Below are 25,746 nucleotides of genomic sequence, written 5' to 3' on the forward strand. Positions count from 1 at the left end.
CAAAAGGCCTCAGGCGTCGCCCTTGACGATGCCGACGAACGGCAATTCGCGAAACGCGTGGGCGACGTCCATGCCATAACCGACGACGAAATAATCGGGGCAGTCAAAGCCGACATAGTCGGCGTTGAGCGTGGTCTGGCGGCGCATGCGCTTGTCGAGCAGCACGGCGATGGCACAGCTCCTTGCGCCGCGCGACAGCATGAGGTCGCGGGTGAAACTCAGCGTCTTGCCGGATTCCAGAATGTCATCGATCAAAAGCACATCGCGGCCGGCGACCTCGTTGTCGATGTCGCGCAGCACCCTCACCTCACCGCTGGTCGTGCCGGCGCCATAGCTGGAGATGAAGATGAACTCGACCTCCGGCGACAGGCCGACATCGTGCATGGCACGGATAAGATCGGCGGCGAAGATGAACGATCCCTTCAGCACCGAGATTACCAGAAGGTCGTGGTAGTCGTGCCCGGCGATCTCCTTGGCAAGTTCCAGGTTCCGCCGCGCGATGGCGGACGCCGAAAACAGGACTTCGATTTCCTTGCCGCGCACAACTGGCATTGGCTGCCCTTCCAGAATGATCGCCTTTGTAGGCGAAGCCGACCGAAACGGTCTTCAACCCGTTTCTAGGCATGTCGTGCCGTCTGGCAAGGCCAAATCTTTCGCAGGGCACCCGCGAACGGTCGGATGTCCCACCGTCGCGAATCGTTTATCTGGTGACCTGTTGATTTTCTGGCGCCGCTCTAACGAACCAGCGCATGGCCGCCCGAAATCCAGAAGGCGGCAAAGACGGCACCGACGCCGACAATCCAGAAGATCGGCCCACCATGCACCCACAACGGCCGTTCGACGGCGGTTTCGGGCTTGCGCAACATGTCCATGCCTTCGATCGAAGGCATGGAAATCATGCGCGCAGGCGGCGGCGCAAAGTCTTGACGTGTAAAATGGCGGGGCAGCACCTCATAGTCGGCATCGATGACCTCGGCGGTCACGTCGCGCATGATGCGTTCCGGCTCGGCGGCCGGATCGGTCATGATTTCGCCGGAAACCGGGCGCGCGGTTCGATCCTCAGCCATCATGGCCCAACACTACCGCACCTGTTCGCTGTTCGTTTCTTTTGGGTAAACGGAAATGGTTAACGCTTCCCCACCGGAACCCCTGTGACTCGCTCGAAAAGCCCCCAAATTAACCGTCGGTTAACCATGCCGGCCGATGGTCTTTCCACAGAAAGGGCTGGCATCTTGCCGCCGAGAATTTCAGGTCGTCGAAAGTGATCCGCTTCGAAAATGTCGGCCTCCGCTATGGCATGGGTCCGGAGATTCTCCGCGACATCTCCTTGCACATTCCGGAGCGCTCCTTTCAGTTCCTGAGCGGACCTTCAGGCGCCGGCAAGACGACGTTGCTGCGGCTTTTGTTCATGTCGCTGAAGCCGACGCGCGGCCTGATCACCATTTTCGGCAAGGACCGCTCGCGCATCTCGCGCACCGAATTGCCGCATCTGAGACGTCGCATCGGCGTGGTGTTCCAGGATTTTCGCCTGCTCGACCATATGACCACCTACGAGAACGTGGCATTGCCGCTGCGCGTGCGCGGCCGCGAGGAGGCGACCTATCGCACCGACGTCACCGAGCTGCTGAAATGGGTCGGCCTCGGCGAGCGCATGCATGTGCTGCCACCGGTGCTGTCTGGCGGCGAGAAGCAGCGCGCCGCCATTGCCCGGGCGTTGATCGAGCAGCCCGAGATCCTGCTCGCCGACGAGCCGACCGGCAATGTCGACCCGCCGCTGGCGCGACGCTTGCTGCGGTTGTTCATCGAGCTCAACCGGCTGGGCACCGCCGTGGTGATCGCCACACACGACCTCGGCCTGATGGAACAGGTGGACGCACGGCGAATGATCCTGGCCGGCGGAAGGCTGGACATCTATGACTGAGCTCTCCGTCGAACATTTCGAGGGTCAGGACTCCGCGGCGGCAAAGCCCCGCGTCCAGCGCAAAATGGCGCCGATCGTGCCGGCGCAGAACATCGCCGGCCGGGCGCTGGTGCTGGTCATCGCCATCATGACGTTTCTGTCCTGTCTGACGTTTGGCGCCGTCACGCTGGTGCGTGACACCGCCTCCGTCTGGGAGAACCAGATCTCGCGCGAGGCGACCATCCAGATCAAGCCGGTCGACGGCCTCGACATGGAGGCCGCACTTGCGCTGGCCTCGCAGATCGCCGGCGAATTCCCTGGCGTGAAAAGCGCCCGGATCGTCGACCGCGAAGCGACGGCCCGGCTGCTCGAGCCTTGGCTGGGCTCGGGCCTGAACATCGATGAGCTGCCGGTGCCGCGCTTGATCATCATCACCATCGACGAGAATAGTCCGCCCGATTTCGCCGCACTGCGCGCGGCGATCACGCCGAAGCTGCCGAGTGCCTCGCTCGACGATCATCGCACCTGGGTCGACCGGCTGGTTGCCATGGCCCGCACCACGGTAACGATCGGTATTGCAGTGCTGGCGCTGATGCTGTCGGCGACGGTGCTGACCGTGGTATTCGCAACGCGCGGCGCCATGGCCGGCAATGGCCACATCATCGAGGTGCTGCATTTTGTCGGCGCCGAGGCGCGCTTCATCGCGCGCGAATTCCGCCGGCATTTTCTGGTCACCGGCATGAAGGGCGCCGCGGCAGGCGGCGCCGCGGCGATCCTGGTCTTCATCGTCTTCTCCTGGTGGTCGTCACGCAACATGGCAACGCCGCAGGCCGACCAGGCGACCGCCCTGTTCGGCAATTTCGCCATCGGCTCGGCGGGTTATCTCGGGGTCGCTGTCATGGTGCTGGTGATCGGCGCGCTGACGGCGGCAACCTCCCATTTCACCGTGGTTACCTATCTCAGCGACATCGACATTCGCCAGCCGGACACCGGCTAAAGGAAAGATCGATCACGGATGAAAACGCATCGTCACGAAAATTGCATTTTTTTCCTACCAAAGGCCGTATTTCGGGATTAACCATTTCATGATGGACGTTCGGGACTCGACCGATACCGCTGGATGCATGCCAGTGCTGGTTGCGCGCCCGCCTGTATTCGCCGAGCCTGATGAATTTGCCAAGCCGGATCAGTTTGCCAGACATGGGCGGCTGCTGGCAGGCCGCTCCTTGCGCATCTCGGCTCTCCTTCTGCTCGCCTTTATGGCGCTGTTTGTCGCCGGCTTCGGTTGGTTCGCCAATACCGTCAGCCGCCTGACTACGCCCGCCAATCCGGCAAGGGCCGACGCTATCATCGTGCTGACCGGCGGCCAATCGCGCCTCGACGCTGCGATGGGCCTGCTTGCCTTAGGCAAGGGCGAGCGGCTGCTGATCAGCGGCGTCCATCCCTCCGCCAGCCGCCGCCAGCTTCAGGCCGCGACCGGCGGCGACAAGAGGCTGTTTTCCTGCTGCGTCGACATCGACCGCGCCGCGCTCGACACGATCGGCAATGCCGAGGAAAGTGCCAAATGGGTCGAGGACCATGCCTACGGCACCGTCATTCTCGTCACCAATAATTATCATATGCCGCGCAGCCTGCTGGAAATGGGCCGGCTGCTGCACGGCGCAAGGCTCGAGCCCTATCCGGTGGTCAACACCAACCTCGAGAATGGCGGCTGGCTGACCAAGCCGGAAGCGCTGCGCGTGCTGTTCACCGAATACAACAAATACCTGCTGGCGCTGGCGCGCGGCATCATGCCGGTGAAGCAAACCGAGAGCGTCGCGCTGGCCGACGCCGCAGGCGGAAGCTGAACGGCACCGGCACTTTTATTCCCTGGCTCTTATTCCCTGGCTGCTGCATCCGATCGCAAGCGTGCGATCTCCTGTTCGAGCCGTTCGATGCGCTTGTCGCGTTCGCCCAGCGCCGCCGCCACGTCGGCCGCTTCGAAACGCTGCGGGATGTGCTGCGAGCAATTTGAATCCCAAGCCGAAACCGTAAACAGGATAACCTGCTCGGGTCGCGCCTTATAGTCTTGCGGCATCAGCTTTGCCGTCAGCTCGGCATCGCCCTCGACGACGCGCGCCCTGCCCCAGATCTTGATGCGCTGCCGGTGCGCATAATCGATCAGGAATAGGAAAGCCTGTGGGTTGTCGCTGAGGTTGCCCTGGGTGATGAACTGCCTGTTGCCGGAAAAATCGGCAAAGCCGATCGTCCGTTCGTCGAGCACCCTGAGGAAACCGGCAGGCCCGCCGCGATGCTGGATGTAAGGCTGCCCGTCCGCATTGGCGGTCGACAGAAAGACGCTGGTCTGCGCCTCGATGAAGGCGGCGAGATCGGGCGTGATTACCGCCTGCCAGCCGCCACGCTCCTCGACACGGGCATAGGCCTGGCGCGAGCCCTTGCGCGCCTGAATCGCCTTCACCGTCGGGGTGAAAGCAACATCGCTGGTGTGAGCGTTCATGGAAGCCTCCTCAAGCGCCGAGCTGCGCTGCATTGCTAGTAAGGAAATAGGTCCTTCCATCTTCGAGATGCAGATGCCATATCTGCAATCTATCCTTCCGTTTTTCGGGAGGGCAAATTTTCGGGAGAGCTATGGATCGCCTCCAGTCCATGTCGCTTTTCGTTGCCGCGGCGGAGACAGGCAGCCTCTCGGCTGCCGGGCGCCGCTTCGGCATTCCGCTGACGACGGTCAGCCGCAAGGTTTCGGACCTGGAGCGGCATCTGAAGACACGGCTGTTGAACCGCACGGCGCGGCAGCTGTCGCTGACCGATGCGGGCCATGCCTATCTCGCCGCGTGTCGTCGCATTCTCGACGAGGTCGGCGAGGCCGAGCGAATAGCCGCCGGCGAATACAGCGCCCCGACCGGCGAACTGATCGTCACTGCGCCGATCGTCTTCGGCCGCCTGCATGTGCTGCCGGTCATCACCAGCTTCCTCTCCGTCTATCCTGAGGTAGGTGTGCGGCTGACACTCGCCGACCGGATAACCCAGTTGGTCGAAGAGCACATCGACCTCGCCGTCCGCATCGGCGAGCTTGCCGATTCGAGCCTGATCGCCACCCGCCTGGGTTCGATCCGCCGCGTCGTTTGCGCGAGCCCGGCCTATCTCGCCGAGCACGGCACGCCGAAAACGCCGCAGGAGCTTGCAGCACACAGTGCAATCACCTTTGAAGGGCTCACCGCCGCAGCCTGGAGCTTCGCCACCGGCAAGACCGAAGTCAGCGTGCCGGTCCGCTCCAGGTTACGGGTCAACACGGCTGAGGCAGCGATCGATGCGGCGATTGCCGGCGTCGGCGTGACGAGGCTGCTTTCCTACCAGATCGCCGCCGCAGTCCGGTCGGGTAGGCTGCGCCCGGTGCTTCAAGAGTTTGAGCCAGACCCATGGCCGGTGAGCCTCGTCCATGCCGGCCAGGGGCTACTGCCGGTGAAGCTGCGCGCATTCCTCGACTTCGCCGCCCCGCGCCTGAGACAGCGCCTGCTGCAGGCGGCGTGGCAAACGTGACGAAGACGGCCCATCGCAAGGCCGGGCCGATCGCCCGCCTCGCAGCGTTTCCTTTTTGCCGGCGCTTGGTGTAACCAACGCACACCTCCTCACCGGGCACTTGCTGTATGCTGTATTTCCGCTCGCTGGCGTTCAATCTCGCCTTCTACCTCAATTTGATCGTCCAGATGATCCTCTGGACCCCGTATTATTTCCTGTCGCCACGCCATCGCGCCTGGTTCGTGCCGAAATTCTGGTCGCGCACCAGCATGTGGCTCTACGACAAGATCGCCGGCACCAGAAGTGAGATCACCGGCCGGGAAAACCTGCCTGGCGGCTCCTTCATCCTGGCGCCGAAGCACCAGTCCTTCTGGGACACGATCGCTTTCCTGCCTTATCTCGACGATCCCGTTTACATATTGAAACGGGAGCTGACCTGGATCCCGTTCTTCGGCTGGTACATTTTGAAGATGCGGATGATTCCTGTCGACCGCGGCAGCCGCTCGAAGGCATTGAAGACGGTGATCGCCGCGACCAAACAGGAATTGGCGCGCAATCCGCGGCAGCTGATCATCTACCCCGAGGGCACGCGCCGGGCGCCGGGCGACGAGCCGGTCTATAAATACGGCATCGTCGAACTCTACGCGCAACTTGGCATTCCGGTGGTGCCGGTCGCCCACGTTGCCGGTCTCTATTGGCCGCGCCGCAAATTCCTGCGCTATCCTGGCACGATCAAGGCGCGCTTCCTGCCACCGATCCCGCCCGGCCTCGGCAAGGACGAATTCATGCAACGGCTGATCGGCGAGACGGAGGCCGCCTGCGACCAGCTTCTCGTCGAGGCGGCACAGACGCCGAACCCGCCGCCGATGCCGCCGACGGCAATGAAACGGCTTGGTGAGCTCGATGCGAAACCTGAATTGAAAGGCTGAGACACCCGCCGCGCATGCCAGAAAGGCTCACGGCAAGGCAGCCAGGGCGGCTGTTGCAACCAGCGTCACGGCAAACACCAGATTGATGATCCGCGACGCCAGCGGTTTGCGCAGCAAATGTGCAAAAGCCGCGCCGGCGAGAAGCCACAAGAGATGAATGGCAGCAATCATCAAGGCGAGGACCGCCAGCTTGGCTGAAATAGCAAGACCGCCGGCGCCAGGAGACGCGCCGGCGAACACGGCGGCAATCGCCACATAGGCTTTCGGATTGGCAACGGCCAGAAGGAACCCGCCCAGGAAAGTGGGAGGTGCCGCCCCACCAATGCGTGCCGCCAGCGGCGGCGCCGTCGCTATCTTCAACGCCAGATAGAGGATGTAGGCTGCTGACGCGACCGCCAACAGCGCTGCGAGCTTCGGCAGCGCGGTGAGAACGGCCATGATGCCCGTCGCCACCACCAAAAGCACGAGAACCGTCCCGACAACGATTCCCGAGGCATAGCGCAGCGAACCGCGCAGGCCGAACGCGGCGCCGATCGCGGTGACGCTTATCGTCGCCGGCCCCGGGCTGCCCATGACGATGGCCGACGCCAACACAAGCGCCAGCAATCGCTGCCATAGCTGCTGATCGAGAAGACCCTGTCCGGCCATGCGGCGTCCCTGCATCCTGTGACGAGGCAGGGACGGTAGGGCAAGGCAGCGGCGCCGGTCTTGAACGATCGTGCGCGGCTACGCGCTGGCCTTGTCGAGCTCGGCGATATCGTCCGGGCTGAGCTGCAACGACGCGGCACGCATCAGGCTGTCGAGCTGGTCGAGCGTCGTCGCGCTGGCGATCGGGGCGGTGACGCCGGGCCGCGCCATGACCCAGGCAAGCGCCACTTCCGCCGGCTTGGCCGAATGTCTGGCCGACACCGCGTCGAGCGCTGAGAGAATGCGCATGCCGCGGGTGTTGAGATAGCCTTTCACACCGCCACCGCGCGGGCTTTTGCCGAGGTCGGCCTCGCTCCGGTACTTGCCGCTCAGAAACCCCTTCGCGAGGCTGAAATAGGTGATGACGCCGATGTCCTCGGCCGCGCACAGATCGCGCAGCGGACCATCGAAGGACGAGCGGTCGTAAAGGTTGTATTCCGGCTGCAGCACCTCGTAGCGCGGCAGGCCGCGCAGGCTTGCTACGTCAAGTGCGGCCCGCAACTGGGCGGCGTCGAGGTTGGAAGCGCCGGTATAACGGATTTTGCCCTTGTCGAGCAGTTTCTGGTAAGCGCCGAGCGTTTCCTCATAAGGGGTCGCCGGGTCGGGCCAGTGCGACAGGTAGAGATCGACGCTATCGACCTGCAGCCTCTTCAGCGAAGCGTCGATGGCCTTTTCGATATAGGCGGCGGACAAGTCCCTCTTACCCTGTCCCATATCCGAACCGACCTTGGTGATGACGACAACCTTGTCGCGGTTGCCACGGCTCTTCATCCATTTGCCGATGATGGTTTCGGATTCGCCGCCTTGGTGGCCGGCAATCCAGCGCGAATAGGAATCGGCCGTGTCGATGGCGTTAAGGCCAGCGTCGACAAAGCGGTCGAGCAGGTCGAACGAGGTTTTCTCATCGGCGGTCCAGCCGAACACATTGCCGCCCAGAACCAATGGCGCGATGGATAGGTCGGTGCGACCGAGACGACGTTTCTGCAAGGCTGATCTCCATGGTGATTCATGCTGGGGCGGATGGGAGCCGCCGATCGGGCTAACCTATGTCGCACCGTGGCAACGTCAAACGCATAGCCTCTTTTCCAGCCCGCCGGCGCTTCACAAAACCGCGACCCGCCGCGCCGTGTCGGGCTTCAAGAGGCTGTCCCGAATTTCCAAACCAGTACCCTCTGGGGAAACAATCTGGCAAGTTTAGCATATAGATTGTCAAATCTGCCAATTCAGACCTTTGCCGGCCGGCCATAGGTTCCGCCGCGCCGACGCAAGTCTCGGCACGGTCTGGCCGGGGCTCAGACTGTTGGCCTCGGATCGTTTGTTATGGAGACCGGCATGAAAGCAATTGTATTTGACGCCATCGGTTCGCCGCGCGACGTGCTCTATGTGGATGACCTGCCGATGCCACGGATCAGCGACGGCGAGGTGCTGGTCAGGATGGTCTCGGCCTCGATCAATCCGGGCGACTTCCTGTTTATCCAGAACCTCTATCCCGAACCGAAGAAGCCGCATTTTCCCCGGCAGATCGCCGGAAACCATGGCGCCGGCATCGTCGAAGCCGTTGGCGCGAACGTCGGGTTGGAACCGGGGATGCTTGTCGCGTTCAGCTATTATGGCAGCTGGGCCGAGTACGCCGCCATTCCCGCCGAATGGCTGATCCCGTTGCCTGCCGGCTATCCTGTCGAACGCGCCGGGCAGATGGTGAACCCCATTACCGCGTGGGATCTGCTGGTGGATTCCCGTGTGCGGCCTGGCCAGTGGCTGGCTGTCACGGCCGGCTATTCGTCAATTTCGACAATGGTGATGCAGTTCGCCCAACGACGCGGCATCAACGTCATCGCGCTTGTGCGGCGCTCGCACCAAAGCTTCGATCTGAAGACGCTTGGCGCCGCCGCCATTCTTGACCTTTCGGACTTGAAGGCAAGTATCCGGGAAGCGGTGATGGATATCACCGGCGGCGCCGGATTGAACGGGATCATCGACAATGTCGGCGGACCTGTCAGCGGCGAATTGATCCGCACCCTGGCGCTCGGCGGGCAGATGGTGATCAATGGCGGAATGAGTGCCGAGCGCTTCGAACTGCACAATTTCGACGTGTTGCTGAGCGGCGTCGAGATCAGGGCGAATATCTATCGCTACTTCTTTTCGCCGCCTGCCGAAGCCGACCGGCCTGTGCTATGCGAGATTATCGACACCTTCGGCCAGCCCGGCTTCCACGTTCCTGTCGGCGGTCTCCACCCGCTGACCGAGTTCAAGCTTGCCGTGGCAAACAGCCTGGATCGCGCCGATCTTGGAAAACAGATTTTCAGGATGTAGCCCGCGTCACGGCACCGAAGCTACGTCGCGATCCGTCTCGTCACGTCTTCCAGCCAGTGGTCGCTTATACCCAGTGCTTCGAGGTGCTCCAGCGTGCTGAGCACGTAATCCTCATTCCTCCCCGACTGGCCGACGGCGCCTCGGACGACGGCCGCCGCCTCGGCCGCGTCGAGCGCGCCGGCATATTGCTCATGGCTGCGGTCGACAACGTAGGCCACGGCCTCCACCGTCTCGCCCCCATTGGTGCCGCGCCTGTCCGTCTCCTCGTTATCGAGGCGAACGCGGAGCACACGTTCGAGATAGACGTTGGTGACCAGCTCGCGTTCGCGCAGATAGGTAATGACCTCGTTGCGCAGCTCGCCTGGAACCCGGAACGCCAGCCCGATGCAGGAGCCTCCGCGGTCGAGGCCGAGCACCAGGCCCGGCCGTTCGCGCGTGCCGCGATGCACGAAAGAATAGACGCAGAGCGAACGGCGGTAGCCATGCAGGCGGGCGCGCCGCGTCTCGACATGTGCGAATCCCGGTCGCCAGATCAGTGAGCCGTAGCCAAAAACCCAAAAATCGCCCATATCGCCAAGCCTGATTGTGACGACCACCTCACCGGTGGTGTTTCAGTCCGTCTACCTGTTGGTGCCGCAAGCGACAGCCCGCCCGTGCCACCCCGCGTTAACGAAAGCCGCAGCATGACGTCAAGTGACGAGCGCCCGCCGCCCAGCCAACGTCGCCGCCTGTTGTGGCTTGCCGCTTTCATCCTCGTGCTGTTCGGCATCTACAGCGCGGGCTGGTTCTACCTGGCGGACCTGGTCGAGAGCGCCACCAAAAAGGCGGTCGCCGATCTCGACGACAAAGGCATCAAGGCCGACTGCGCCAATCTCGCGGTCAGCGGCTATCCCTTCAGCTTCACCGTTTCCTGCGACAGCCTGGCTTACGAGGACGACAGCCGCAACGTCGCGGCATCGACAGGCAAGATCAACGCCGCCACGCAGATCACCCGCCTTCTGTCGCCTGCCGCCGAGCTCAGGGGGCCGCTCAGGACCTCTGTTCCCGGCATGACCCCGCTCTGGATCGACTGGGATGACCTGCGGGCCGACATGAAGCTGTCCTGGCCGCTGCCGAGACGCCTCTCGCTGCAGGCAGAAGGCCTGTCCGGCCAGACCGATCCGGCAGACGACACCGATCCCGTCTCGCTGTTCAGCGCCGGAACCGCCACCGGACAATTGCGCCCAAACGGCCCGGACATCGACTCTGCCGGCAATTTCACCGATCTTGAAATCGACGCAGCGGCCATCGGCGGGCGCGTCTTGCCGCCGCTCGACGGCAGCGGCGACGTCACGCTGAAAAACGGCGTGACACTGATCAAGGCAAATCCGAAGAGCCTGCGCGGCCAGGCGGCCGAAATCCACGAGCTCGATCTGTCGTCCGGAACTGCGCGCATCACCGTTTCCGGACCGCTGTCGGTCGATGACGACGGTCTCATAAATGCCGACCTGACGATCAGGCTCAATGATCCAAAGGCCGTGGCGGCAATCCTCGCCACCGCCATCCCCGAGCAGAAGAAAGAGATCCAGACCGGCTTTGCCGGACTGGCGCTCCTCGGCAACCAGCCGTCGATGCCGCTCAAGATCGTCAGGGGCAAGGCCTCGCTCGGCTTCATCCCGCTCGGCAAGATCAAGCCGCTCGACTAGAGCAATTCCAGGAAAAGTGTGAAACGGTTTTCCGTCCGGAATTGCGCAAAACAAAGAGATAGAGCCGTTCGGCGTTTCTGTGAAACGATGAACCGCTCTAAGCCAGGCTGGCCTGCGATCGGCCTGCCGCGGCTTATCCCTTCGGCGGGTGTTCGACTGCCTGGCGGCCGAAATCCGGTACGTCGATATCCTGGCCGGCCTCGATGATCGAGCGGCGGACGGCGCGGGTGCGGGTGAACAGGTCGAACAGTTTTTCGCCGTCGCCCCAGCGGATCGCCCGCTGCAGCGAGGACAGATCCTCGGAAAACCGCGCCAGCATTTCGAGAATGGCGTCCTTGTTGTGCAGGCAGACGTCGCGCCACATGGTCGGGTCGGACGCCGCGAGACGGGTGAAGTCGCGAAAGCCGGAAGCCGAGTATTTGATGACCTCGGACTTGGTCACCGACTCCAGATCGTCGGCGGTACCGACGATGTTGTAAGCGATGATATGCGGCAGGTGCGAAACGATGGCCAGCGTCATGTCGTGATGCTGCGGGTCCATCGTGTCGATGTTGGAGCCGCAGCGGCGCCAGAATTCCGAGAGCTTTTCCAGTGCTGCGGGATCGGTGCCGGGCAGCGGCGTGAAAATGCACCAGCGGTTCTCGAACAGTTCGGCAAAACCGGCGTCCGGTCCCGATTTTTCGGTGCCGGCCAAAGGATGGCCGGGGATGAAGTGCACGCCATCAGGCACGTGCGGCTGCATCTGCGCGATCACCGACGCCTTGGTCGAGCCGACATCGGTGAGGATGGCGCCCTTCTTCAGCGCCGGCGCGATCTCCGCGGCGACCGTACCGGAAGAACCGACCGGCACCGAAACGATAACCAGATCAGCATCGCGAACCGCCTCTTTCGCATCCGTCGTATAGGTGTCGCCAAGGCCGAGTTGGCTCGCCCGTGCCAGCGTCGCTTCGCTGCGCGTCGAAATCGCGATTTGGCCGGCGAGCCCCTCGCGGCGGATGACGCGGGCCAGCGACGAGCCGATCAGGCCGATGCCGACCAGCGCGATTTTTTCGAACATCGGTGATGTCATGGTGTTCTAGCTTTTCAGGAATGTCGCGAGTGCTGCGACAACGCCGCGATTGGCCTCTTCGGTGCCGATGCTCATGCGCAGCGCGTTGGGAAAACCGTACCCGGAAACGCGCCGCAATATGTAGCCGCGCGCACTGAGGTAGTCGTCGGCGGCCGCCGCCGAATGCTTTTTGTCCTCGGGAAAGTGGATGAGGATGAAATTGCCGACGCTCGGTGTCACCCGCAGCCCGAGCCCGCTTAGTTGCTCGCTCAGCCAGGCTAGCCAGGTCTCGTTGTGCGCGACGCTGCGTTCGATATGGGCGCGGTCGTGGATCGCCGCGATGCCGGCCTCGATTGCCGTTGCATTGACGTTGAAAGGCCCGCGCACGCGGTTGATCGCGTCGATGACGTGCATTGGCGCATACATCCAGCCGATCCGCGCCCCGCCCAGGCCCAATTTGGAGAAAGTGCGGGTCATGACCACGTTTTCCGCGCTGGCCACCAACTCGACGCCGGCTTCATAATCGTTGCGCCGGACATATTCGGCGTAAGCTGCATCCAGCACCAGAAGCACGTTTCGCGGCAGGCCGGCATGCAGGCGGCGCACCTCCTGGAACGGCACGTAGGTGCCGGTTGGATTGTTTGGATTGGCAAGGAAGATGATCCGGGTAGCCGGCGTCACCGCGGCGAGGATCGCATCGATATCGGCGCGTTCATCGGTCTCCTTGACCGTCACCGGGACGGCACCGGCCGACTGTATGTAGATCTTGTAGACCATGAAGCCGTGTTCGGTGATGATGGCTTCGTCGCCGGGCGCGAGGTAGGTCTGCGCCAGCAGGCCCAGAATCTCGTCGGAGCCGTTGGAGCAGACGATGTTCGCCGGGTTGAGCCCGTGCACCTCGGCGATCGCTTCCCTCAGGCGCCTGGCGCTGCCGTCGGGATAGACCGCGAGCTTGTCGGCGACCGCGCGCGCGGCCTCTATCGCCTTTGGCGAAGGGCCGAGCGGGTTCTCGTTCGCCGACAATTTATGGACCTTGGCGACACCTTCAGGCGCCGCGCTCTTGCCGGGCACATAGGCTTCGATGTCCATGATGCCGGCGCGGGGCCTTGGACGTGTCTGATCCGGTGTCTGGCTCATTTCATGAAATCCGTCGAGAGTGCCTCCATCCGGAAGCCGCAGCGGAAATACAAGCCGTGGCCCGGAATGTCGAGGGGCCGGCAATTCGGGATCAAGAACTTGCCGTTGACGAAGCCATGCGCGAGTCATAGAAGAACGGCTACAGTTCCGTGGTGATTTGGCCGGTCGGCTTGCAGCCACGTTAAACAACTTGCTAAAGGGCCGTTTGCATCTTGTAACCGGCTTTGCGAAGGCATGGCCGGTTTTTTGTTGCCCAGACCGGTGGACAACTGAAGGCCGGGCAAGGAGATGTGATGGTCGCTTTGCGCGCGCGAAAAACCAACAACGAGGCCGACCAGCCGTCGAGCCCGGTGTTGCGTTTCGGCGCCGACAAGCCGCTCAAGCTCGACGCCGGCACGCTGCTGTCGCCGTTCCAGATCGCCTACCAGACCTATGGCACGCTCAACGACGCGCGCTCCAACGCCATCCTCGTCTGCCATGCGCTGACCGGCGACCAGCATGTCGCCAACACCAATCCGGTGACCGGCAAGCCGGGCTGGTGGGAAGTGCTGATCGGTCCCGGCAAGATCATCGATACCGACCGTTTCTTCGTCATCTCGTCAAACGTCATCGGCGGCTGTCTCGGCTCCACCGGCCCCGCCTCGACCAATCCCGCCACCGCCAAGCCCTACGGGCTCGACCTGCCGATCATCACCATCCGCGACATGGTGCGGGCGCAGTTGATGCTGGTCGAGCATTTCGGCATCGAACAGCTGTTCAGCGTGCTGGGCGGCTCGATGGGCGGCATGCAGGTGCTGCAATGGGCCTCCAGCTATCCGGAGCGCGTCTTCTCGGCGCTGCCGATCGCCACCGGCGCCCGCCATTCCTCGCAGAACATCGCTTTCCATGAGGTCGGCAGGCAGGCGGTGATGGCCGACCCCGACTGGCATGGCGGCAAATATTTCGAGCATGGCAAGCGGCCGGAAAAGGGGCTGGCGGTGGCGCGCATGGCCGCCCACATCACCTATCTGTCGGAAGCAGCGCTGCACCGCAAGTTCGGCCGCAACCTGCAGGACCGCGAAGCCCTGACCTTCGGTTTCGATGCCGACTTCCAGATCGAGAGCTATCTGCGCCATCAGGGCATGACGTTCGTCGATCGCTTCGATGCCAACTCCTATCTCTACATGACCCGGGCGATGGACTATTTCGATCTCGCCGCCGACCATGGCGGCCGGTTGGCCGATGCCTTCGCCGGCACCAAGACGCGCTTCTGCCTGGTTTCGTTCACTAGCGATTGGCTGTTCCCGACCGAGGAGAGCCGCTCGGTCGTGCACGCGCTGAACGCGGCCGGCGCCTCGGTATCGTTCGTCGAGATCGAGACCGACCGCGGCCACGACGCCTTCCTGCTGGATGAGCCCGAACTGTTCGCCGCCATCAAGGGCTTCATCGCCTCGGCCGCGCGGGCGAGAGGGCTCGGCGCATGACCCCGAAAAGTTGCGGATTGTTCGGATCAGGACCATGTGCCAGGCATCAGCGCATGACCCCGAAAAGTTGCAGGCTTTTCGGATCAGGGTCATGCGTCAGGCAAGAGGCGAACGCATGAGCGTCAACCGCGCCCAGCGCGTCGACCTCGAAGTCGTCGCCGATCTCATCCCGCCGCAGTCGCGGGTGCTGGACGTCGGTTCCGGCGACGGCCTGCTGCTCGAATTGCTGCAGGAGACCAAGAAGGTCGATGGCCGCGGGCTGGAACTGTCGCAGCGCGGCGTCAACGAATGCGTGGCGCGCGGCCTGTCGGTTATTCAAGGCGATGCCGACAAGGATCTCCAATTCTATCCCGACAAGGGTTTCGACTTCGTCGTTCTGTCGCAGACCTTGCAGGCGACCCGCAATCCGAAGCTGGTGCTCGACGAACTGCTCCGGATCGGCAACCGCGCCATCGTCTCATTCCCGAATTTCGGCCACTGGCGGGTGCGCCTTTCGCTGCTCTTCAACGGCCGCATGCCGGTGACCAGGGACCTACCCTATTCCTGGTACGACACGCCCAACATCCATTTCTGCACCATTCGCGACTTCGTCAATCTGTGCGACGAGCTTGGCGCGACGGTGGAAAAGGCAACCGCGCTCGACGCCAACGGCCAGCGGATCGGCTTCTCCATGCCTTGGTGGTTCTGGAACTTTTTCGGCCAGCAAGCGGTATTCCTGCTGAAACGATAGGTTTGACAGGCAGAAGCAACGAACCTCAGACCTGCGCAAGAACCATATTTTCAATTTTCAATCCAATGAAGTTGCCCGGCATTCTTGGTTGCTTTAACAGGTCTCAAACGGGTTGGTTTGGGGGAAGCAATGAAGACGTTAGTATTAGCAACAGCTTTGATGTCGGCCACTTTGATTTCCGGATGCACGACGTCGAAGACCGATTTCCAGAATGGACAAGTCGCGTTGAGCGGCAGCCCGGCGCTGAAACGGCAGGCGATCCAGCGGTGCATGACCAAATTCAAGATGCGGTTCGGCAAGGTTGAAAGGGCAAACCTCGCCGCGCTCATGAACGTCCCGGATGCCGGATTGGAACACACGTTCTGCACGCGATTGATGAACGGCTTCGCGAACGGGAGGATCAACTACTCGGATTACCTGGCTGCATTGTCGCACGGCGACATGTCCAACGCGATCAAGGTGCTGCAGGGGAGGTGAAGCTGCCGATGCAGACGCGATCCAAATTCGGTGCCGCCAGATAGATGGCGGCACCATAGACGCCGGTTGTACCCGATCATTCCCCCTATTCAAGCACGTCCGTGGCCTTGTGCGGGTGCTGGACGCCATCAACGAAGACCACGTCGGACCGGGAATTGCCGGTACGCAGCGGCAATATCTCCTGATAGGCGGGCGAGTCGTACCATGCACGTGCCTGCTGCCGGTTGGGAAACTCGATGACTATGAGATAGCCCGGCCAGGTGTTTTCAACGACTTCCACCTCGCCTCCGTGCACCACGAAGCGGCCGCCAAACGGTTCCAGCGTGGCATCGATCTTGTGCAGGTACTCGACGATCTGCGGCCCCGGCGTGACCTGGCGCATATGGGCGACGGCGTAGGCGGTCATGGCGTAACTCCTTGTGGTCGAAGGCCGGACAACCGGCTTGATGGGAGCAGTTTGCCGAGACGTCGCGCACAGGTCGATTACCCCCGAGGTAATGACACTGAATACAAAACCGACGCGCCGCTGCCGTCAGCTGAAAGATATTTCCGCCTGGCACCGATGATTTCCACCCACCTGCGCTGTCCTTATCGATGAGCGCGCCTGGATGGTCCGGCGGCCGGGAATAGAGAGGTGATCCATGGGATCGTTGCAAAATCAGAATGTCGTCGTCGTCGGAGGCAGCCGTGGTGTCGGCCGCTCCATCGCGGAGGCCGCCCTCAAGGAGAAAGCGACGGTGCTGGCCGTCGCCCGCGGAAAACAGGCCCTGGCGCAATTTGCCTGGGAGGTCTCGGGCGTGAAGACGCTCGCGGCCGATGCTACGATGGACTCCGCCCCGGATAAGGTCTTCGCCGCGCTTGAGCCGGACGTACTGGTGATCTGCGCAGGTGCGCTGGCGCCTTCTGCGCCGGTGCATGAACAGAACTGGAAGGCGTTCTCGGCAAATTGGGACACGGACGTCAAGGCGTCGTTCCTGTTTTGCCGGGCCGCTCTGCGGCGTCCGCTCAAGCCGGGGACCCGGATCGTTCTGATCTCCAGCGGCGCGGCCTTGACCGGCGGACCACCGAACGCCGGCGGCTATGCTGGCGCAAAACGCATGCAGATGTTCCTGGCCGGTCATAGCCAGAAGGAGGCCGACCGGCTTGGCCTCGGCCTGCGCTTCATGGCGCTCGCGCCGATGCGCATCATGCCGGAAACCGGCGTGGGCAAAGCCGGCGTCGACAGCATAGCGGCCTATATGGGCATCCAGCCGGCGGACTTCATCGCCGCCATGACCGACATGCAAACGCCGGCCGATGTCGGACGGGCGGTGGTCGCACTCGCCACCGGCCAGCCGCAAGGCAGTTCCTTCATGGTGAGCGGTAGCGGGCTTGCCCCGGCCGCCTGAGGGGCGCGTAATGCAACGCTCGCTCGTAACCGCAGAAGCCACATGACAAACGGTCAACCACCTCTGCAACCATCACGCCAGCCGATCCTCGATCGGCTGGCCTTCGAGAAGGTCACGGCCGCGCATCGCCGCGAGCTCAAGCTGCATTGTTATCGCATGATGGGTTCGCTGCACGAGGCCGACGACCTCGTCCAGGACACGTTGCTTCGCGCCTGGCGCGCAAGATCGGAGTTCGACGGGCGAGGTTCGGTTCGCGGTTGGCTCTACATGATCGCGACCAACGCTTGCCTCAACGCCATCAAGGCGAGGTCGAGGGCGCGTCGCGTTCTCCGGGAACCCGGACGGCAGCCCTCGCACGGGGCGGCCATAGGCGGGCCCGTAGCCGACATCGCCTGGCTGGAGCCCTACCCCGACGCCGAGCTTCCAGACATTGCCGGCAGCGAGCCAGGTCCGGAAGCCCGTTACGAGAGCCGCGAGGCCGTCCAGCTCGCCTTCGTCGCGGCGATCCAGGATCTGCCGCCCAGGCAGCGCGCCGCGCTGCTGCTTGCCGACGTCCTCGGATGGTCGGCTGTCGAGACGGCGCGTTTGCTGGGCGGATCGACGGCTTCGATCAACAGCGCGTTGCAGCGAGCCCGCGTAACGCTGGCGGCGCGCTATCCTCAGGGACGGCCGGCCAGCCGATCACGGCCCAGCCGCGAAGAAGGCCTGCTGCTCGAACGCTACATGCAGGCCTGGCAGGCCGCCAATCTCGACGGCTTGATCGAGCTGCTGCGTGAGGACGCCATCTACACCATGCCGCCTTGGCTTGAATGGTATCAAGGCCGCGAAGCGATCCGCGGTTTCTTCGAGACCGTCTGGCCGAGGTTTGGCGGCTTCCGCACACTGGCCACCCGCGCCAATGCCCAGCCGGCGGTCGGGGTTTATTCCCGCAGCCACGACGGCCCTGAATGGCGGGCCCATTCCCTGCATGTGTTCGACGCAGCCGAGGGCGGGATCGCTTCCTTGACGATCTTCATAGGGCCGCTCGGGCCATCTCTGTTCCCGGCCTTCGGCCTGCCACCAGCCTAGCTTACCCCTGGGCCAGCCTTATCGGTCAAGTTCCGGGAAATAGGGGTCCGAGAAAAACCTTCGGTCGCGCTCACCTTGCAGGCAGTCGATCGGTGCGTCGATGCGGATCGTCCTCGGATCCACCTTGGGATACTCGATGCCGCTGACCTCGAGGATCAGTTTGCGGCGAGTGGCGGTGGCGAATTCGGAAGCAGCATAGATCGGCAGCACGAACGAGCCCGGCCCGCCGGTAACGCATTCGGCATAATACCGGTCGAGATGGCTGAAAGTGGGTGACGGGCTGATCAGGATCGGCAGCCCGTTGATGACGATGCCCTTCGCCAGCGCCGCATCGCGTGCCGTTGTGACCGGCAAGCCGGTGTTGTTTGGGCCGTCCCCCGAGACGTCGATGACGCGGCGTTTGCCGGTGAAGGCCGTGCCGTTGAAAAGCTCGGCGCCGAAAGCCACAGCACCGGAAATCGAGGTGCCGCGAAAGCTCCTGAACGGGCGGGCCGCGATCTTGTCGGCGAAAGCGTTGGCGCTCTCCTTGCTGTCGACGATCTGCCAGGCAATGACCGCATCGTCGCGGATGGTGCCGGCCCATTCGAAATAGGCGATGGCGATGCGGCCGAAGGTGCCGGCGCGCACGGCGTTGATGAAGTCGGGGTGGCGCAGCGCCGCGACATAGCCGGCGCGCTGCAGGGCAAACTCCCTTTCATCCATCGACTGCGAGATGTCGACGGCCAGCACCAGCTCGACATCGACGGCAATTGCATTGGCCGGCGCGGCCGCAGGTGCCGCCGGGGTGCAGGCAAGGCAGGCGAGCAGGGCGAGAGCGTCAAGCATGGCCGATCGGAACGTTCCCATCTGAAACGATCGCGACAGTTTTTCGCCGCGATCGCGGCGAAATAAAGCTTGCCTTCTATTTCTTTCGGCCGGTCGAGGCGATCGCCGGGGGCGGTTCGATGGCACCTGCCCTGATACGGGCCGGCTTGAGTGGCGGTTGGCCGGCATCCTTGACGATGGTCAACGCCCGCCGGAAGAAGCGGCCATTGTGCTGGCCGCGGCCGATATTGAGGATCGCGGCGTCGGGAAGGCGCTTCTCCAGCATCGACAGCACTTGTCTCAGCGTTGGGCCGTCGAACGCGTCCAGCGCCTCGTCGATGATCACCCATTTCGGCCGTCGCAAGGCCAGCCTGGCAAAGGCCAGCAGACGTTGCTCGTCGTCGCTGAGCTCACGCTCCCAGCGCGCCGAGCGATCGAGCGAGGACGACAGGCGTTGCAGCCCGACATCGGCCAGCACCTCCGAGATCTCGGCATCGCTCGCCTCCGCCGCGCCGTCTGAATGGTTGAGCACCTCGCGCAGCTTGCCGAGCGGGAAATAGGGGGTACGCGGAACAAAGATCGGCGCTTCTCCGGCCGGCATGCCGATCCGTCCGCTGCCCCATGGCCACAGACCGGCAATGGCCCGGAAGAACAGCGTCTTGCCGGCGCCCGGATCTCCGGTGATCATGACCCGGTCGCCGGCGCGGATTTCGACATGCGGCTCGGCAAGCTTGGTGCATCCCTCCGGCGAGGCGACCTCGAGTTTCTCGAAGGTCAGGCTGCCGTCCGGGTTTTCGCCGAACGAAATGCGCCTTTCCGTATGGTGCAGCGCGTCGGTATCGGCAAGCGCGATGCGGAAGTCGGCGACCCGCATCAGCGTAGCGCGCCAATCGGCGATGCCGCCGATATTGTTGATGAACCAGCGCAGCGACGAATGGACCTGGTTGAAAGCGCCGACTGCCATCATCAAGCCGCCAAAGCTGATATCGCCGGCGAAATAGACCGGTGAGGCGACTAGGATCGGCGCGACGACAGTGATCCAGCCATAGGTGTCGGTAACCCAGGAAAGATTGATCTGGGCGCTGTAGATGCGCCGCATGGCGCCCAGCACCATGCCGAGATCGAATTCGAGCCGGCGCCTGGCATCGGCCTCGCCATGCGCCAGCGCGATGGCATCGACATTCTCGTTGACGCGAACCACCGAGGAGCGCAGCTCCGCTTCACGCGTATAGCGATCGTTGTTGAAGCGGATCAACGGTCGCCCGACCAGCCAGCTCAACCAGGAGGCGGTGCCGGCATAAAGGATCGCCGCCCAGACCATGTAGCCGGGTATGGCCAGCGAATGGCCGCCTATGTGGAAGACGAAGCCGGAGGACAGCGACCACAGGACCCCAACGAACGAGGCAAGCAGGATGCAGGACTGCAGTAGGCCGATGCCAAGACCGGTGGAAAGATCGGAGAGATGCCCGGCATCCTGCTGCAGGCGCTGGTCGGGATTGACGCCGATGGCGCCGGCATGGGTCAGCCGGAAGGCACGCGCCGGCCGCATCCATTCGTCGATCAGGTCGAGCGTCAGCGCCTCGCGCAGCTTCAGGCGGAGCATCTGGTCGAGCCAGGTCTGGCCGACATTGAGCACCACAAGCCCGCCGGCGATGCCGGCAAAGACCAGAAGCTGATGCAGGAAAGCCGGCATGTCGCGCCGCGCCAGCGCGTCGTAGAAAGGCTGGTTCCAGCGATTGAGCAGAACCTGCCCGATCGAGCTCGCCACGATGACGGCGACGATGCCGATCGCTGCCCAAAGCAATTGTTTTCGCACCGGCGAGCTGGTCAGCGCTATCTTGATTGTTGCCAGCTGCTCACGCAGGCTGCTGGCTTCGATCGACGTGGCAAGCTTCTGGGCGCTGGCCTCGACATCCGGACGATCATCCATCGGTTAAATCCTTGCATTCGGAGCAATGCCAAACCGGTCATAGGGATCGGCCGCACGGCCTTCAATCGGACAGCAAACCTGATATCGTCAGATAGGCGTGAAAAAGCACGTCTCGGATCACGAACGCGTCATCCTGGCGGTGCCGGGTGTTCGGCCCGCGACAGCCGGCCAAGCGTCGGCGCGCCATGCGGCGAGAGAACCGGCACGAAGACGCGGCGGGACGCGCGCTGGGCAACCGGCACGCCTTGATAGAGCCGCTTCTGCGCCTCGACGACGATAACGCCCGAAAAGATCGGCCAGAAGCGCCGGCCGGCGCGTTCCAGCACATTATGGAACTGCATCATGAAACGTCGCGGCGACGGCGGGAAGAACAGCGCATCGGACCACGCCGCCGGCGTGAAATTCGCTTCGCGCAGCAATTCGGTCAGCTGGCCGCGCGAGAACGGTCGGCCATTGCCGAAAGGCGTATGCTCGAAGCGTGCCCAGACACCGCGCCGGTTGGGCACGACGATGACGACACGGCCGGCCGGCGACAGCACCCGCCAGATCTCGTTCAGCGTCTCGCGCGGGTTCTCGACATGTTCGAGCGAATGGACGAGCAGCATGCGGTCGATGCAGGAATCGACCAGCGGCAGTTCCTCATCGAAGACCAGCGCGGTCGCCGTCGGCCCGGTCGCCGGCCAGACCACCGCGCCCTGTGTTGCCGGCATGAAGGCAAAGACACGCTCGGCATCGCTGCCGAAGCGTTCCAGCCACGGCAAGGTGTAGCCGAGGCCGACCAGCCGCTCGTTGGGCACGACGGCCCATATCGAGGACAGCGCCATGGTGATCGAGCGTTCGGCCAGGCGGCCGAGCGTGGTTGAATAAAACGAACGGAGATCGACAATGTCTGAATGCATGCGCGGAACGGTAGCTTCGAAGCAGTCCAAGTTCAACAAAGGCAGATGACATCGGCTGGCGGGCGCCCTATGTCTGCGGCAATAAAGGGAGAGATGCGATGCCGGTCGAGATCGAACAATTCATGTGCCGCAGCGACAATTTCGGCGTGCTGGTGCATGACCCGAAAAGCGGTCAGACGGCGCTCATCGATGCGCCCGAGGAGGCGCCCATCCTGGCGGCGATCAAGCGCACCGGCTGGACCCCGACGATGATCCTGACCACTCACCACCATCTCGACCACGTCGAGGCCAATCTGGCGCTGAAGGAGCGCTTCAAGCTGCGCATTGTCGGGCCGGAAGCCGAAAAGGCAAAGATTCCCGGCATCGACGAAACTGTCGAGCAAGGCTCGGTCGTCCATCTCGGCGACGAGCGGATCGAGGTCATCGCCACACCCGGCCATACCGCCGGCCATGTCACCTATCATCTGCCGGCGTCGAAAGTGGCATTCGCCGCCGACACGCTGTTTGCGCTCGGCTGTGGGCGGCTGCTCGAATGCAAGCCGCCGGTGATGTACGAATCCCTGAAGAAGCTCGCGGCGCTGCCGGCCGAGACGGTCGTCTATTGCGGCCATGAGTATACGCTGGCCAATGCCCGTTTCGCGCTCACCGTCGACCCGACCAATTCGGCGCTGAAAGAGCGTGCCGCCAAGGTCGAGGCGCTGCGCGCCGACGGCAAGCCGACGCTGCCGACGACGATCGGCGAGGAACTGTCGACCAATCCGTTCCTGCGCTGGCACGATCCGGCGATCCGCAGGCATCTCGGCCTGGAGAAGGCCTCCGACGCCGAAGTGTTCGCCGAGATCCGCAAGCGCAAGGACAATTTCTGAGCGCGCCAGGAGCTAGGGTCATGACCAGTTCCGCCGAAATCATCGCCCTGCTCGGCCTGAAGCCGCATCCGGAAGGCGGCTGGTATGCCGAGACCTTTCGCGACGGCACGGCAGGCACGCGCGGGCATTCGACGGCGATCTATTTCCTCCTCGAGAAGGACCAATTGTCGGCCTGGCACCGGGTCAAGGACGCGGCCGAGGTCTGGCATTTCTATGACGGTGCGCCGCTGGCGCTGTCGATACACCGAGAAGGCGGTCCCGTCATCGAGGAGGTCCTCGGTACGGCGCTTGCCGCGGGCGAGCGGCCGCAGATCGTCGTGCCGGCAGGCTGGTGGCAGTCGGCACGCAGCCTCGGCGAATGGACCCTGGTCGGCTGCACCGTGGCGCCGGGTTTCGATTTCTCCGCCTTCGAACTCGCCGAACCAGGCTGGCTGCCGGGAACGCCCTAGGCACCTAGCCCAGCAGCAAACCCAGCGTGATCGCCAGCTGGCCGGCATAATACAGCGCCCAGACCCCATGGCGCACCCAAATGCGGTGCGCCGAGATGGCGGGCAGCAGGAACTTTTCCGCGGCGTGCAGCCCGTCGGACAGCATGAGCAGGATGACGCCGCCGACGACCCAGACGCTGTTCAGGGTGAGCGCCGCAATGCCCATGCCAAGCAGCGCCGCGGCATGGATGCCAATCGGCAAACGCAAGGCCGGGCCGGTGCGGCGCCAGAGCGCGAAAATCATCGCCAGCGCCAACACGGCCATCGCCAGGGCAATAATTCCTCGCCACGGTTCGGCCGAGAGCAGCCCGAGGCCGCTGCCGGCGCGCAGGAACAGCACGACGTAAAGCACATGCGCGGCAAGAAAACTGGCCGTGCCGCCAAGAAATGCCTTCTCGCCGTCGCGCGACAGGAAGGCGTCGCCGACGGCACTGACGCCCAGCGCGGCGACGAGCAGCCATGGGCCGCCCTGCTGCGCGACCAGCACCGCCAGCATCGCCACCGGCAATGTCCTTGCCGCCGACCGCGAAAGGCGCGGCGGCATGCCGAGGCTGAACGCGTAAATCACCGCCGCCGCCAGCGAAAATACCAGCGTCGCATTGGCATTGGCATCGATGCCGCCGGGAAACGGCATCATGCGTTTGCCTCGCTCGTGGCCCTCTTGCGCAGGAACAGCGATTTCGCCGCCAGTGCCGCGCCGCCGGTGATCAGCACGCAGGCGGCGAGGATGCGCCATGACGGCTCGGCGAAGCCGGCGGCGATCAGCACCAGGGTGGACAGCAGCGGCGCGGCATAGCTCGCCGCCCCCAGCACCTGGATGTTGCCGCGCTTGACGCCGATGTCCCAGGCATAGAACGCCGCCCCCACCGGCATTAGACCTAGGCCGAGCACGGCCAGCCACTGGCCGGCGCCGTTGGGCAGCACCGTTTCTTCCAGCAACAGATGGCAGACCAGCGAAAGTGCCGCGGTGGCGGCGCAGAACCAGGTGACGATGCTGGTCGGCACCGACGGGAAGCGCCGCGACAACAGCGAATAGGACGACCACAGCACCGCGCAGACGCCGGCCATTGCATAGCCGAAGGCATAACGCGCATCGAAGGCAAGCCCGCCGCCCTTGGTGACGATCAGGACCGTGCCGGCAAGGCCGAGCAGCGCGCCGGCGACGTGGTTCCAGGCCAGCCGCTCGCCCGGCATCAGCGCCGACCCCAGCACGATCAGCAGCGGCCACAGATAGGCGATCAGGCTGGCCTCGACGGCCGGCGCATTGCGCAGCGCGGTGAAATAGAAGAAGTGGTAGCCGAACAGGCCGGCAATGCCGATCGCCCAAACCTGGCGCGGTATCTTCGCGGCGCCATCAGCTGCCGGCATGAACAGCCGGGCAACCAGCCCGACACAGGTGCCGATCGTGAAGGTGATTGCCGAAAGCAGGAACGGCGGCACGGCGCCCGAAGCATCCGTAAGCAGCGCCAGCAGCGCCCACATGGCGACCGCGGAGAAGCCGATCAGTGTTGCGCGCGCCATACCGGTCGCCCCCTGCCCATCGTTGGCGGCGCACCGTCACGCCTATTCGTTTGCTTCGAACCGCTCCGCACTGATCGTCAACGGGCCGATTTGCGTGCTGACCGTGGCGCGGATCGGCGCATATACGCCGCTTTGGCCGACCGGTGCAAACGTCACCATGATGCGGCTGCGTTTCTTCAGGTAGTTCAGCGCCTTGCGGTTCTTGCGGTAACCGGCCACCGGCTCGAAGCCCAGCCTGCAGGTGACCGTATCGCCCTTGTAGCCGGCCACCGAGATCGACCCTTTGGACTCGTAGGTCAGTTTCAGATCGGCACGCATTTCGCCGTCATAGAGCTTCACCGTGCGCCCGCAGACCTGGTCGAGGCTGTCGGCATGGATGACGGTGGCGGCCATCGGATCGAGGACCGATACGAGATGGCTGCCGACCAGCGGTATCCAATTCTCGGGATTGCGCTTCTTCGGCTCAGGCACGACCTTGGTCGAGGTGACGACGCCGTTGGCAAACTGGATGTCGATCATCGATGCCTTCTTGCCGGACGTGTAGTCGGCGTGGAACGCTTGCGGCTGCAACTGCTTGCCCGAAATCTTGCCCTTCGACGAGATCGTGCCTCGCGTATCGTCGAACAAAGTGGCGAGCCCGGCGGCGGAAACGCTGCCCTCGATCGAATAGCTGTCACCCTCGTACTGGCTGGAGAATTTCGCCTTGGCCACGGAGAGGCCGAGGAACGACACCGAATATTCGCCCGTGAAGGATTGCGGCTCAGCGGCCGAAACCGTCGTCGAAAGCGCGACGGCCATCAGCACGACCAGGGCATGGAGGAAAGAACGAGGCATGGCGGGTCCTTGATTGTCGACCGGACGGGGCGGCTCCGGTCTGGCATGTCCCTGTGCGACCGC

General features: G+C 63.5%; 30 protein-coding genes and 1 riboswitch. Of the genes, 14 read left to right on the forward strand and 16 right to left on the reverse strand.

Features of this window, described 5'->3' with window-relative positions:
- Positions 1 to 9: 9 nt before the first annotated feature.
- Together hpt and NKI41_RS11700 are read right to left on the reverse strand one after the other, a co-directional pair.
- Entirely contained in the window at positions 10 to 552 is a 543-nt protein-coding gene (gene hpt, locus NKI41_RS11695) for a hypoxanthine phosphoribosyltransferase (RefSeq protein WP_352616025.1), read from the reverse strand.
- A 182-nt stretch (positions 553 to 734) separates the two neighbouring features.
- The gene (locus tag NKI41_RS11700) at positions 735 to 1,025 is read right to left on the reverse strand and encodes a hypothetical protein (RefSeq protein WP_352683073.1); all 291 of its coding nucleotides are present in this window, start codon (positions 1,023 to 1,025) and stop codon (positions 735 to 737) included.
- A 236-nt stretch (positions 1,026 to 1,261) separates the two neighbouring features.
- Here NKI41_RS11700 and ftsE point away from each other — a divergent pair, with 236 nt between their 5' ends.
- The 3 genes from ftsE (at position 1,262) to NKI41_RS11715 (ending at position 3,747) form a co-directional block, all read left to right on the forward strand.
- Positions 1,262 to 1,921, forward strand: coding sequence for a cell division ATP-binding protein FtsE (ftsE, locus tag NKI41_RS11705; protein WP_023677923.1), 660 nt, complete (start codon positions 1,262 to 1,264; stop codon positions 1,919 to 1,921).
- Complete coding sequence (locus NKI41_RS11710) at positions 1,914 to 2,897, forward strand: cell division protein FtsX (RefSeq protein WP_352683075.1); 984 nt, start codon at positions 1,914 to 1,916, stop codon at positions 2,895 to 2,897. The genes ftsE and NKI41_RS11710 overlap by 8 nt, the downstream gene beginning before the upstream one ends.
- 262 nt (positions 2,898 to 3,159) lie before the next feature.
- A complete protein-coding gene (locus NKI41_RS11715; RefSeq protein ID WP_502898558.1) occupies positions 3,160 to 3,747 on the forward strand; it encodes a YdcF family protein in 588 nt (195 codons plus the stop codon).
- A 29-nt stretch (positions 3,748 to 3,776) separates the two neighbouring features.
- Here the strand turns inward: NKI41_RS11715 and NKI41_RS11720 are convergent, their stop codons facing one another.
- The gene (locus NKI41_RS11720) at positions 3,777 to 4,397 is read right to left on the reverse strand and encodes a pyridoxamine 5'-phosphate oxidase family protein (RefSeq protein ID WP_352683079.1); all 621 of its coding nucleotides are present in this window, start codon (positions 4,395 to 4,397) and stop codon (positions 3,777 to 3,779) included.
- Positions 4,398 to 4,528: 131 nt separating this feature from the next.
- Between NKI41_RS11720 and NKI41_RS11725 the strand changes: the two genes are divergently transcribed.
- Positions 4,529 to 5,437 (forward strand): LysR family transcriptional regulator, encoded by a 909-nt coding sequence (locus NKI41_RS11725; protein WP_352452462.1) that lies wholly within the window; start codon positions 4,529 to 4,531, stop codon positions 5,435 to 5,437.
- A 107-nt stretch (positions 5,438 to 5,544) separates the two neighbouring features.
- Entirely contained in the window at positions 5,545 to 6,345 is an 801-nt protein-coding gene (locus NKI41_RS11730) for a lysophospholipid acyltransferase family protein (RefSeq protein WP_352540198.1), read from the forward strand.
- A 27-nt stretch (positions 6,346 to 6,372) separates the two neighbouring features.
- Here NKI41_RS11730 and NKI41_RS11735 read toward each other — a convergent pair whose 3' ends face one another.
- Positions 6,373 to 6,993 (reverse strand): LysE family translocator, encoded by a 621-nt coding sequence (locus tag NKI41_RS11735; protein WP_352683081.1) that lies wholly within the window; start codon positions 6,991 to 6,993, stop codon positions 6,373 to 6,375.
- Positions 6,994 to 7,071: 78 nt separating this feature from the next.
- Entirely contained in the window at positions 7,072 to 8,019 is a 948-nt protein-coding gene (locus NKI41_RS11740; protein WP_352683083.1) for an aldo/keto reductase, read from the reverse strand.
- A gap of 345 nt (positions 8,020 to 8,364) precedes the next feature.
- Between NKI41_RS11740 and NKI41_RS11745 the strand changes: the two genes are divergently transcribed.
- A complete protein-coding gene (locus NKI41_RS11745) occupies positions 8,365 to 9,345 on the forward strand; it encodes a quinone oxidoreductase family protein (protein WP_352683085.1) in 981 nt (326 codons plus the stop codon).
- 20 nt (positions 9,346 to 9,365) lie between these two features.
- Here the strand turns inward: NKI41_RS11745 and NKI41_RS11750 are convergent, their stop codons facing one another.
- Positions 9,366 to 9,914, reverse strand: coding sequence for a gamma-glutamylcyclotransferase (locus NKI41_RS11750; protein WP_352683087.1), 549 nt, complete (start codon positions 9,912 to 9,914; stop codon positions 9,366 to 9,368).
- A 114-nt stretch (positions 9,915 to 10,028) separates the two neighbouring features.
- On the opposite strand from NKI41_RS11750, the gene NKI41_RS11755 reads away from it, so the two are divergent.
- Complete coding sequence (locus NKI41_RS11755; RefSeq protein WP_352683089.1) at positions 10,029 to 11,030, forward strand: DUF2125 domain-containing protein; 1,002 nt, start codon at positions 10,029 to 10,031, stop codon at positions 11,028 to 11,030.
- A gap of 133 nt (positions 11,031 to 11,163) precedes the next feature.
- Here NKI41_RS11755 and NKI41_RS11760 read toward each other — a convergent pair whose 3' ends face one another.
- Both NKI41_RS11760 and hisC read right to left on the reverse strand, forming a co-directional pair.
- The gene (locus NKI41_RS11760; protein WP_352471433.1) at positions 11,164 to 12,099 is read right to left on the reverse strand and encodes a prephenate/arogenate dehydrogenase family protein; all 936 of its coding nucleotides are present in this window, start codon (positions 12,097 to 12,099) and stop codon (positions 11,164 to 11,166) included.
- Between the two features lie 6 nt (positions 12,100 to 12,105).
- Positions 12,106 to 13,215 carry a histidinol-phosphate transaminase gene (hisC, locus tag NKI41_RS11765; protein WP_352683092.1) on the reverse strand — a complete coding sequence of 370 codons (1,110 nt, stop codon included), beginning with the start codon at positions 13,213 to 13,215 and terminating at the stop codon, positions 12,106 to 12,108.
- Positions 13,216 to 13,354: 139 nt separating this feature from the next.
- Positions 13,355 to 13,432: riboswitch (SAM riboswitch) on the forward strand.
- Between the two features lie 76 nt (positions 13,433 to 13,508).
- On the opposite strand from hisC, the gene metX reads away from it, so the two are divergent.
- Positions 13,509 to 14,678 (forward strand): homoserine O-acetyltransferase MetX, encoded by a 1,170-nt coding sequence (gene metX, locus NKI41_RS11770; RefSeq protein ID WP_292661143.1) that lies wholly within the window; start codon positions 13,509 to 13,511, stop codon positions 14,676 to 14,678.
- Between the two features lie 115 nt (positions 14,679 to 14,793).
- Positions 14,794 to 15,408 carry a methionine biosynthesis protein MetW gene (gene metW / locus NKI41_RS11775; protein ID WP_352683135.1) on the forward strand — a complete coding sequence of 205 codons (615 nt, stop codon included), beginning with the start codon at positions 14,794 to 14,796 and terminating at the stop codon, positions 15,406 to 15,408.
- Positions 15,409 to 15,458: 50 nt separating this feature from the next.
- On the opposite strand, the gene NKI41_RS11780 is transcribed toward metW, so the two are convergent.
- Positions 15,459 to 15,680, reverse strand: coding sequence for a hypothetical protein (locus NKI41_RS11780; RefSeq protein ID WP_352616055.1), 222 nt, complete (start codon positions 15,678 to 15,680; stop codon positions 15,459 to 15,461).
- Between NKI41_RS11780 and NKI41_RS11785 the strand changes: the two genes are divergently transcribed.
- Positions 15,679 to 15,885 (forward strand): hypothetical protein, encoded by a 207-nt coding sequence (locus NKI41_RS11785; protein ID WP_352483502.1) that lies wholly within the window; start codon positions 15,679 to 15,681, stop codon positions 15,883 to 15,885. The two genes, NKI41_RS11780 and NKI41_RS11785, sit on opposite strands and share 2 nt — an antisense overlap.
- 85 nt (positions 15,886 to 15,970) lie before the next feature.
- On the opposite strand, the gene NKI41_RS11790 is transcribed toward NKI41_RS11785, so the two are convergent.
- Positions 15,971 to 16,291 (reverse strand): DUF1330 domain-containing protein, encoded by a 321-nt coding sequence (locus tag NKI41_RS11790; protein ID WP_352540204.1) that lies wholly within the window; start codon positions 16,289 to 16,291, stop codon positions 15,971 to 15,973.
- A 235-nt stretch (positions 16,292 to 16,526) separates the two neighbouring features.
- Here NKI41_RS11790 and NKI41_RS11795 point away from each other — a divergent pair, with 235 nt between their 5' ends.
- Positions 16,527 to 17,273 (forward strand): SDR family NAD(P)-dependent oxidoreductase, encoded by a 747-nt coding sequence (locus tag NKI41_RS11795; RefSeq protein ID WP_352683094.1) that lies wholly within the window; start codon positions 16,527 to 16,529, stop codon positions 17,271 to 17,273.
- A gap of 42 nt (positions 17,274 to 17,315) precedes the next feature.
- A complete protein-coding gene (locus NKI41_RS11800; RefSeq protein WP_352683096.1) occupies positions 17,316 to 18,341 on the forward strand; it encodes an RNA polymerase subunit sigma-70 in 1,026 nt (341 codons plus the stop codon).
- 18 nt (positions 18,342 to 18,359) lie between these two features.
- Here the strand turns inward: NKI41_RS11800 and NKI41_RS11805 are convergent, their stop codons facing one another.
- From NKI41_RS11805 to NKI41_RS11815, 3 genes are all read right to left on the reverse strand, one after another.
- Positions 18,360 to 19,166: a DUF1194 domain-containing protein gene (locus tag NKI41_RS11805; protein ID WP_352683098.1), complete on the reverse strand. Its 807-nt coding sequence runs from the start codon at positions 19,164 to 19,166 to the stop codon at positions 18,360 to 18,362.
- Between the two features lie 76 nt (positions 19,167 to 19,242).
- The gene (locus tag NKI41_RS11810) at positions 19,243 to 21,075 is read right to left on the reverse strand and encodes an ABC transporter ATP-binding protein/permease (protein WP_352683100.1); all 1,833 of its coding nucleotides are present in this window, start codon (positions 21,073 to 21,075) and stop codon (positions 19,243 to 19,245) included.
- A 128-nt stretch (positions 21,076 to 21,203) separates the two neighbouring features.
- Positions 21,204 to 21,974 (reverse strand): class I SAM-dependent methyltransferase, encoded by a 771-nt coding sequence (locus NKI41_RS11815; RefSeq protein WP_352451212.1) that lies wholly within the window; start codon positions 21,972 to 21,974, stop codon positions 21,204 to 21,206.
- A gap of 98 nt (positions 21,975 to 22,072) precedes the next feature.
- Between NKI41_RS11815 and gloB the strand changes: the two genes are divergently transcribed.
- Positions 22,073 to 22,840 carry a hydroxyacylglutathione hydrolase gene (gloB, locus tag NKI41_RS11820; protein WP_352471442.1) on the forward strand — a complete coding sequence of 256 codons (768 nt, stop codon included), beginning with the start codon at positions 22,073 to 22,075 and terminating at the stop codon, positions 22,838 to 22,840.
- 20 nt (positions 22,841 to 22,860) lie between these two features.
- Positions 22,861 to 23,289, forward strand: coding sequence for a cupin domain-containing protein (locus NKI41_RS11825; RefSeq protein WP_352616071.1), 429 nt, complete (start codon positions 22,861 to 22,863; stop codon positions 23,287 to 23,289).
- Between the two features lie 4 nt (positions 23,290 to 23,293).
- Here NKI41_RS11825 and NKI41_RS11830 read toward each other — a convergent pair whose 3' ends face one another.
- Genes NKI41_RS11830 through NKI41_RS11840 form a run of 3 tightly spaced genes read right to left on the reverse strand, consistent with a single transcriptional unit; the run spans position 23,294 to position 25,683 of the window.
- Positions 23,294 to 23,965 (reverse strand): lysoplasmalogenase family protein, encoded by a 672-nt coding sequence (locus NKI41_RS11830; protein ID WP_352683102.1) that lies wholly within the window; start codon positions 23,963 to 23,965, stop codon positions 23,294 to 23,296.
- A complete protein-coding gene (gene yddG / locus NKI41_RS11835) occupies positions 23,962 to 24,849 on the reverse strand; it encodes an aromatic amino acid exporter YddG (protein ID WP_352683104.1) in 888 nt (295 codons plus the stop codon). Before yddG ends, NKI41_RS11830 begins: the two co-directional genes overlap by 4 nt.
- A 42-nt stretch (positions 24,850 to 24,891) precedes the next feature.
- On the reverse strand, positions 24,892 to 25,683 hold the full coding sequence (locus NKI41_RS11840; protein WP_352616079.1) for a DUF3108 domain-containing protein: 792 nt from the start codon (positions 25,681 to 25,683) through the stop codon (positions 24,892 to 24,894).
- Between the last annotated feature and the right edge of the window lie 63 nt (positions 25,684 to 25,746).

This window comes from Mesorhizobium sp. M0601, assembly GCF_040320845.1.
Classification (GTDB): Bacteria; Pseudomonadota; Alphaproteobacteria; order Rhizobiales; family Rhizobiaceae; genus Mesorhizobium.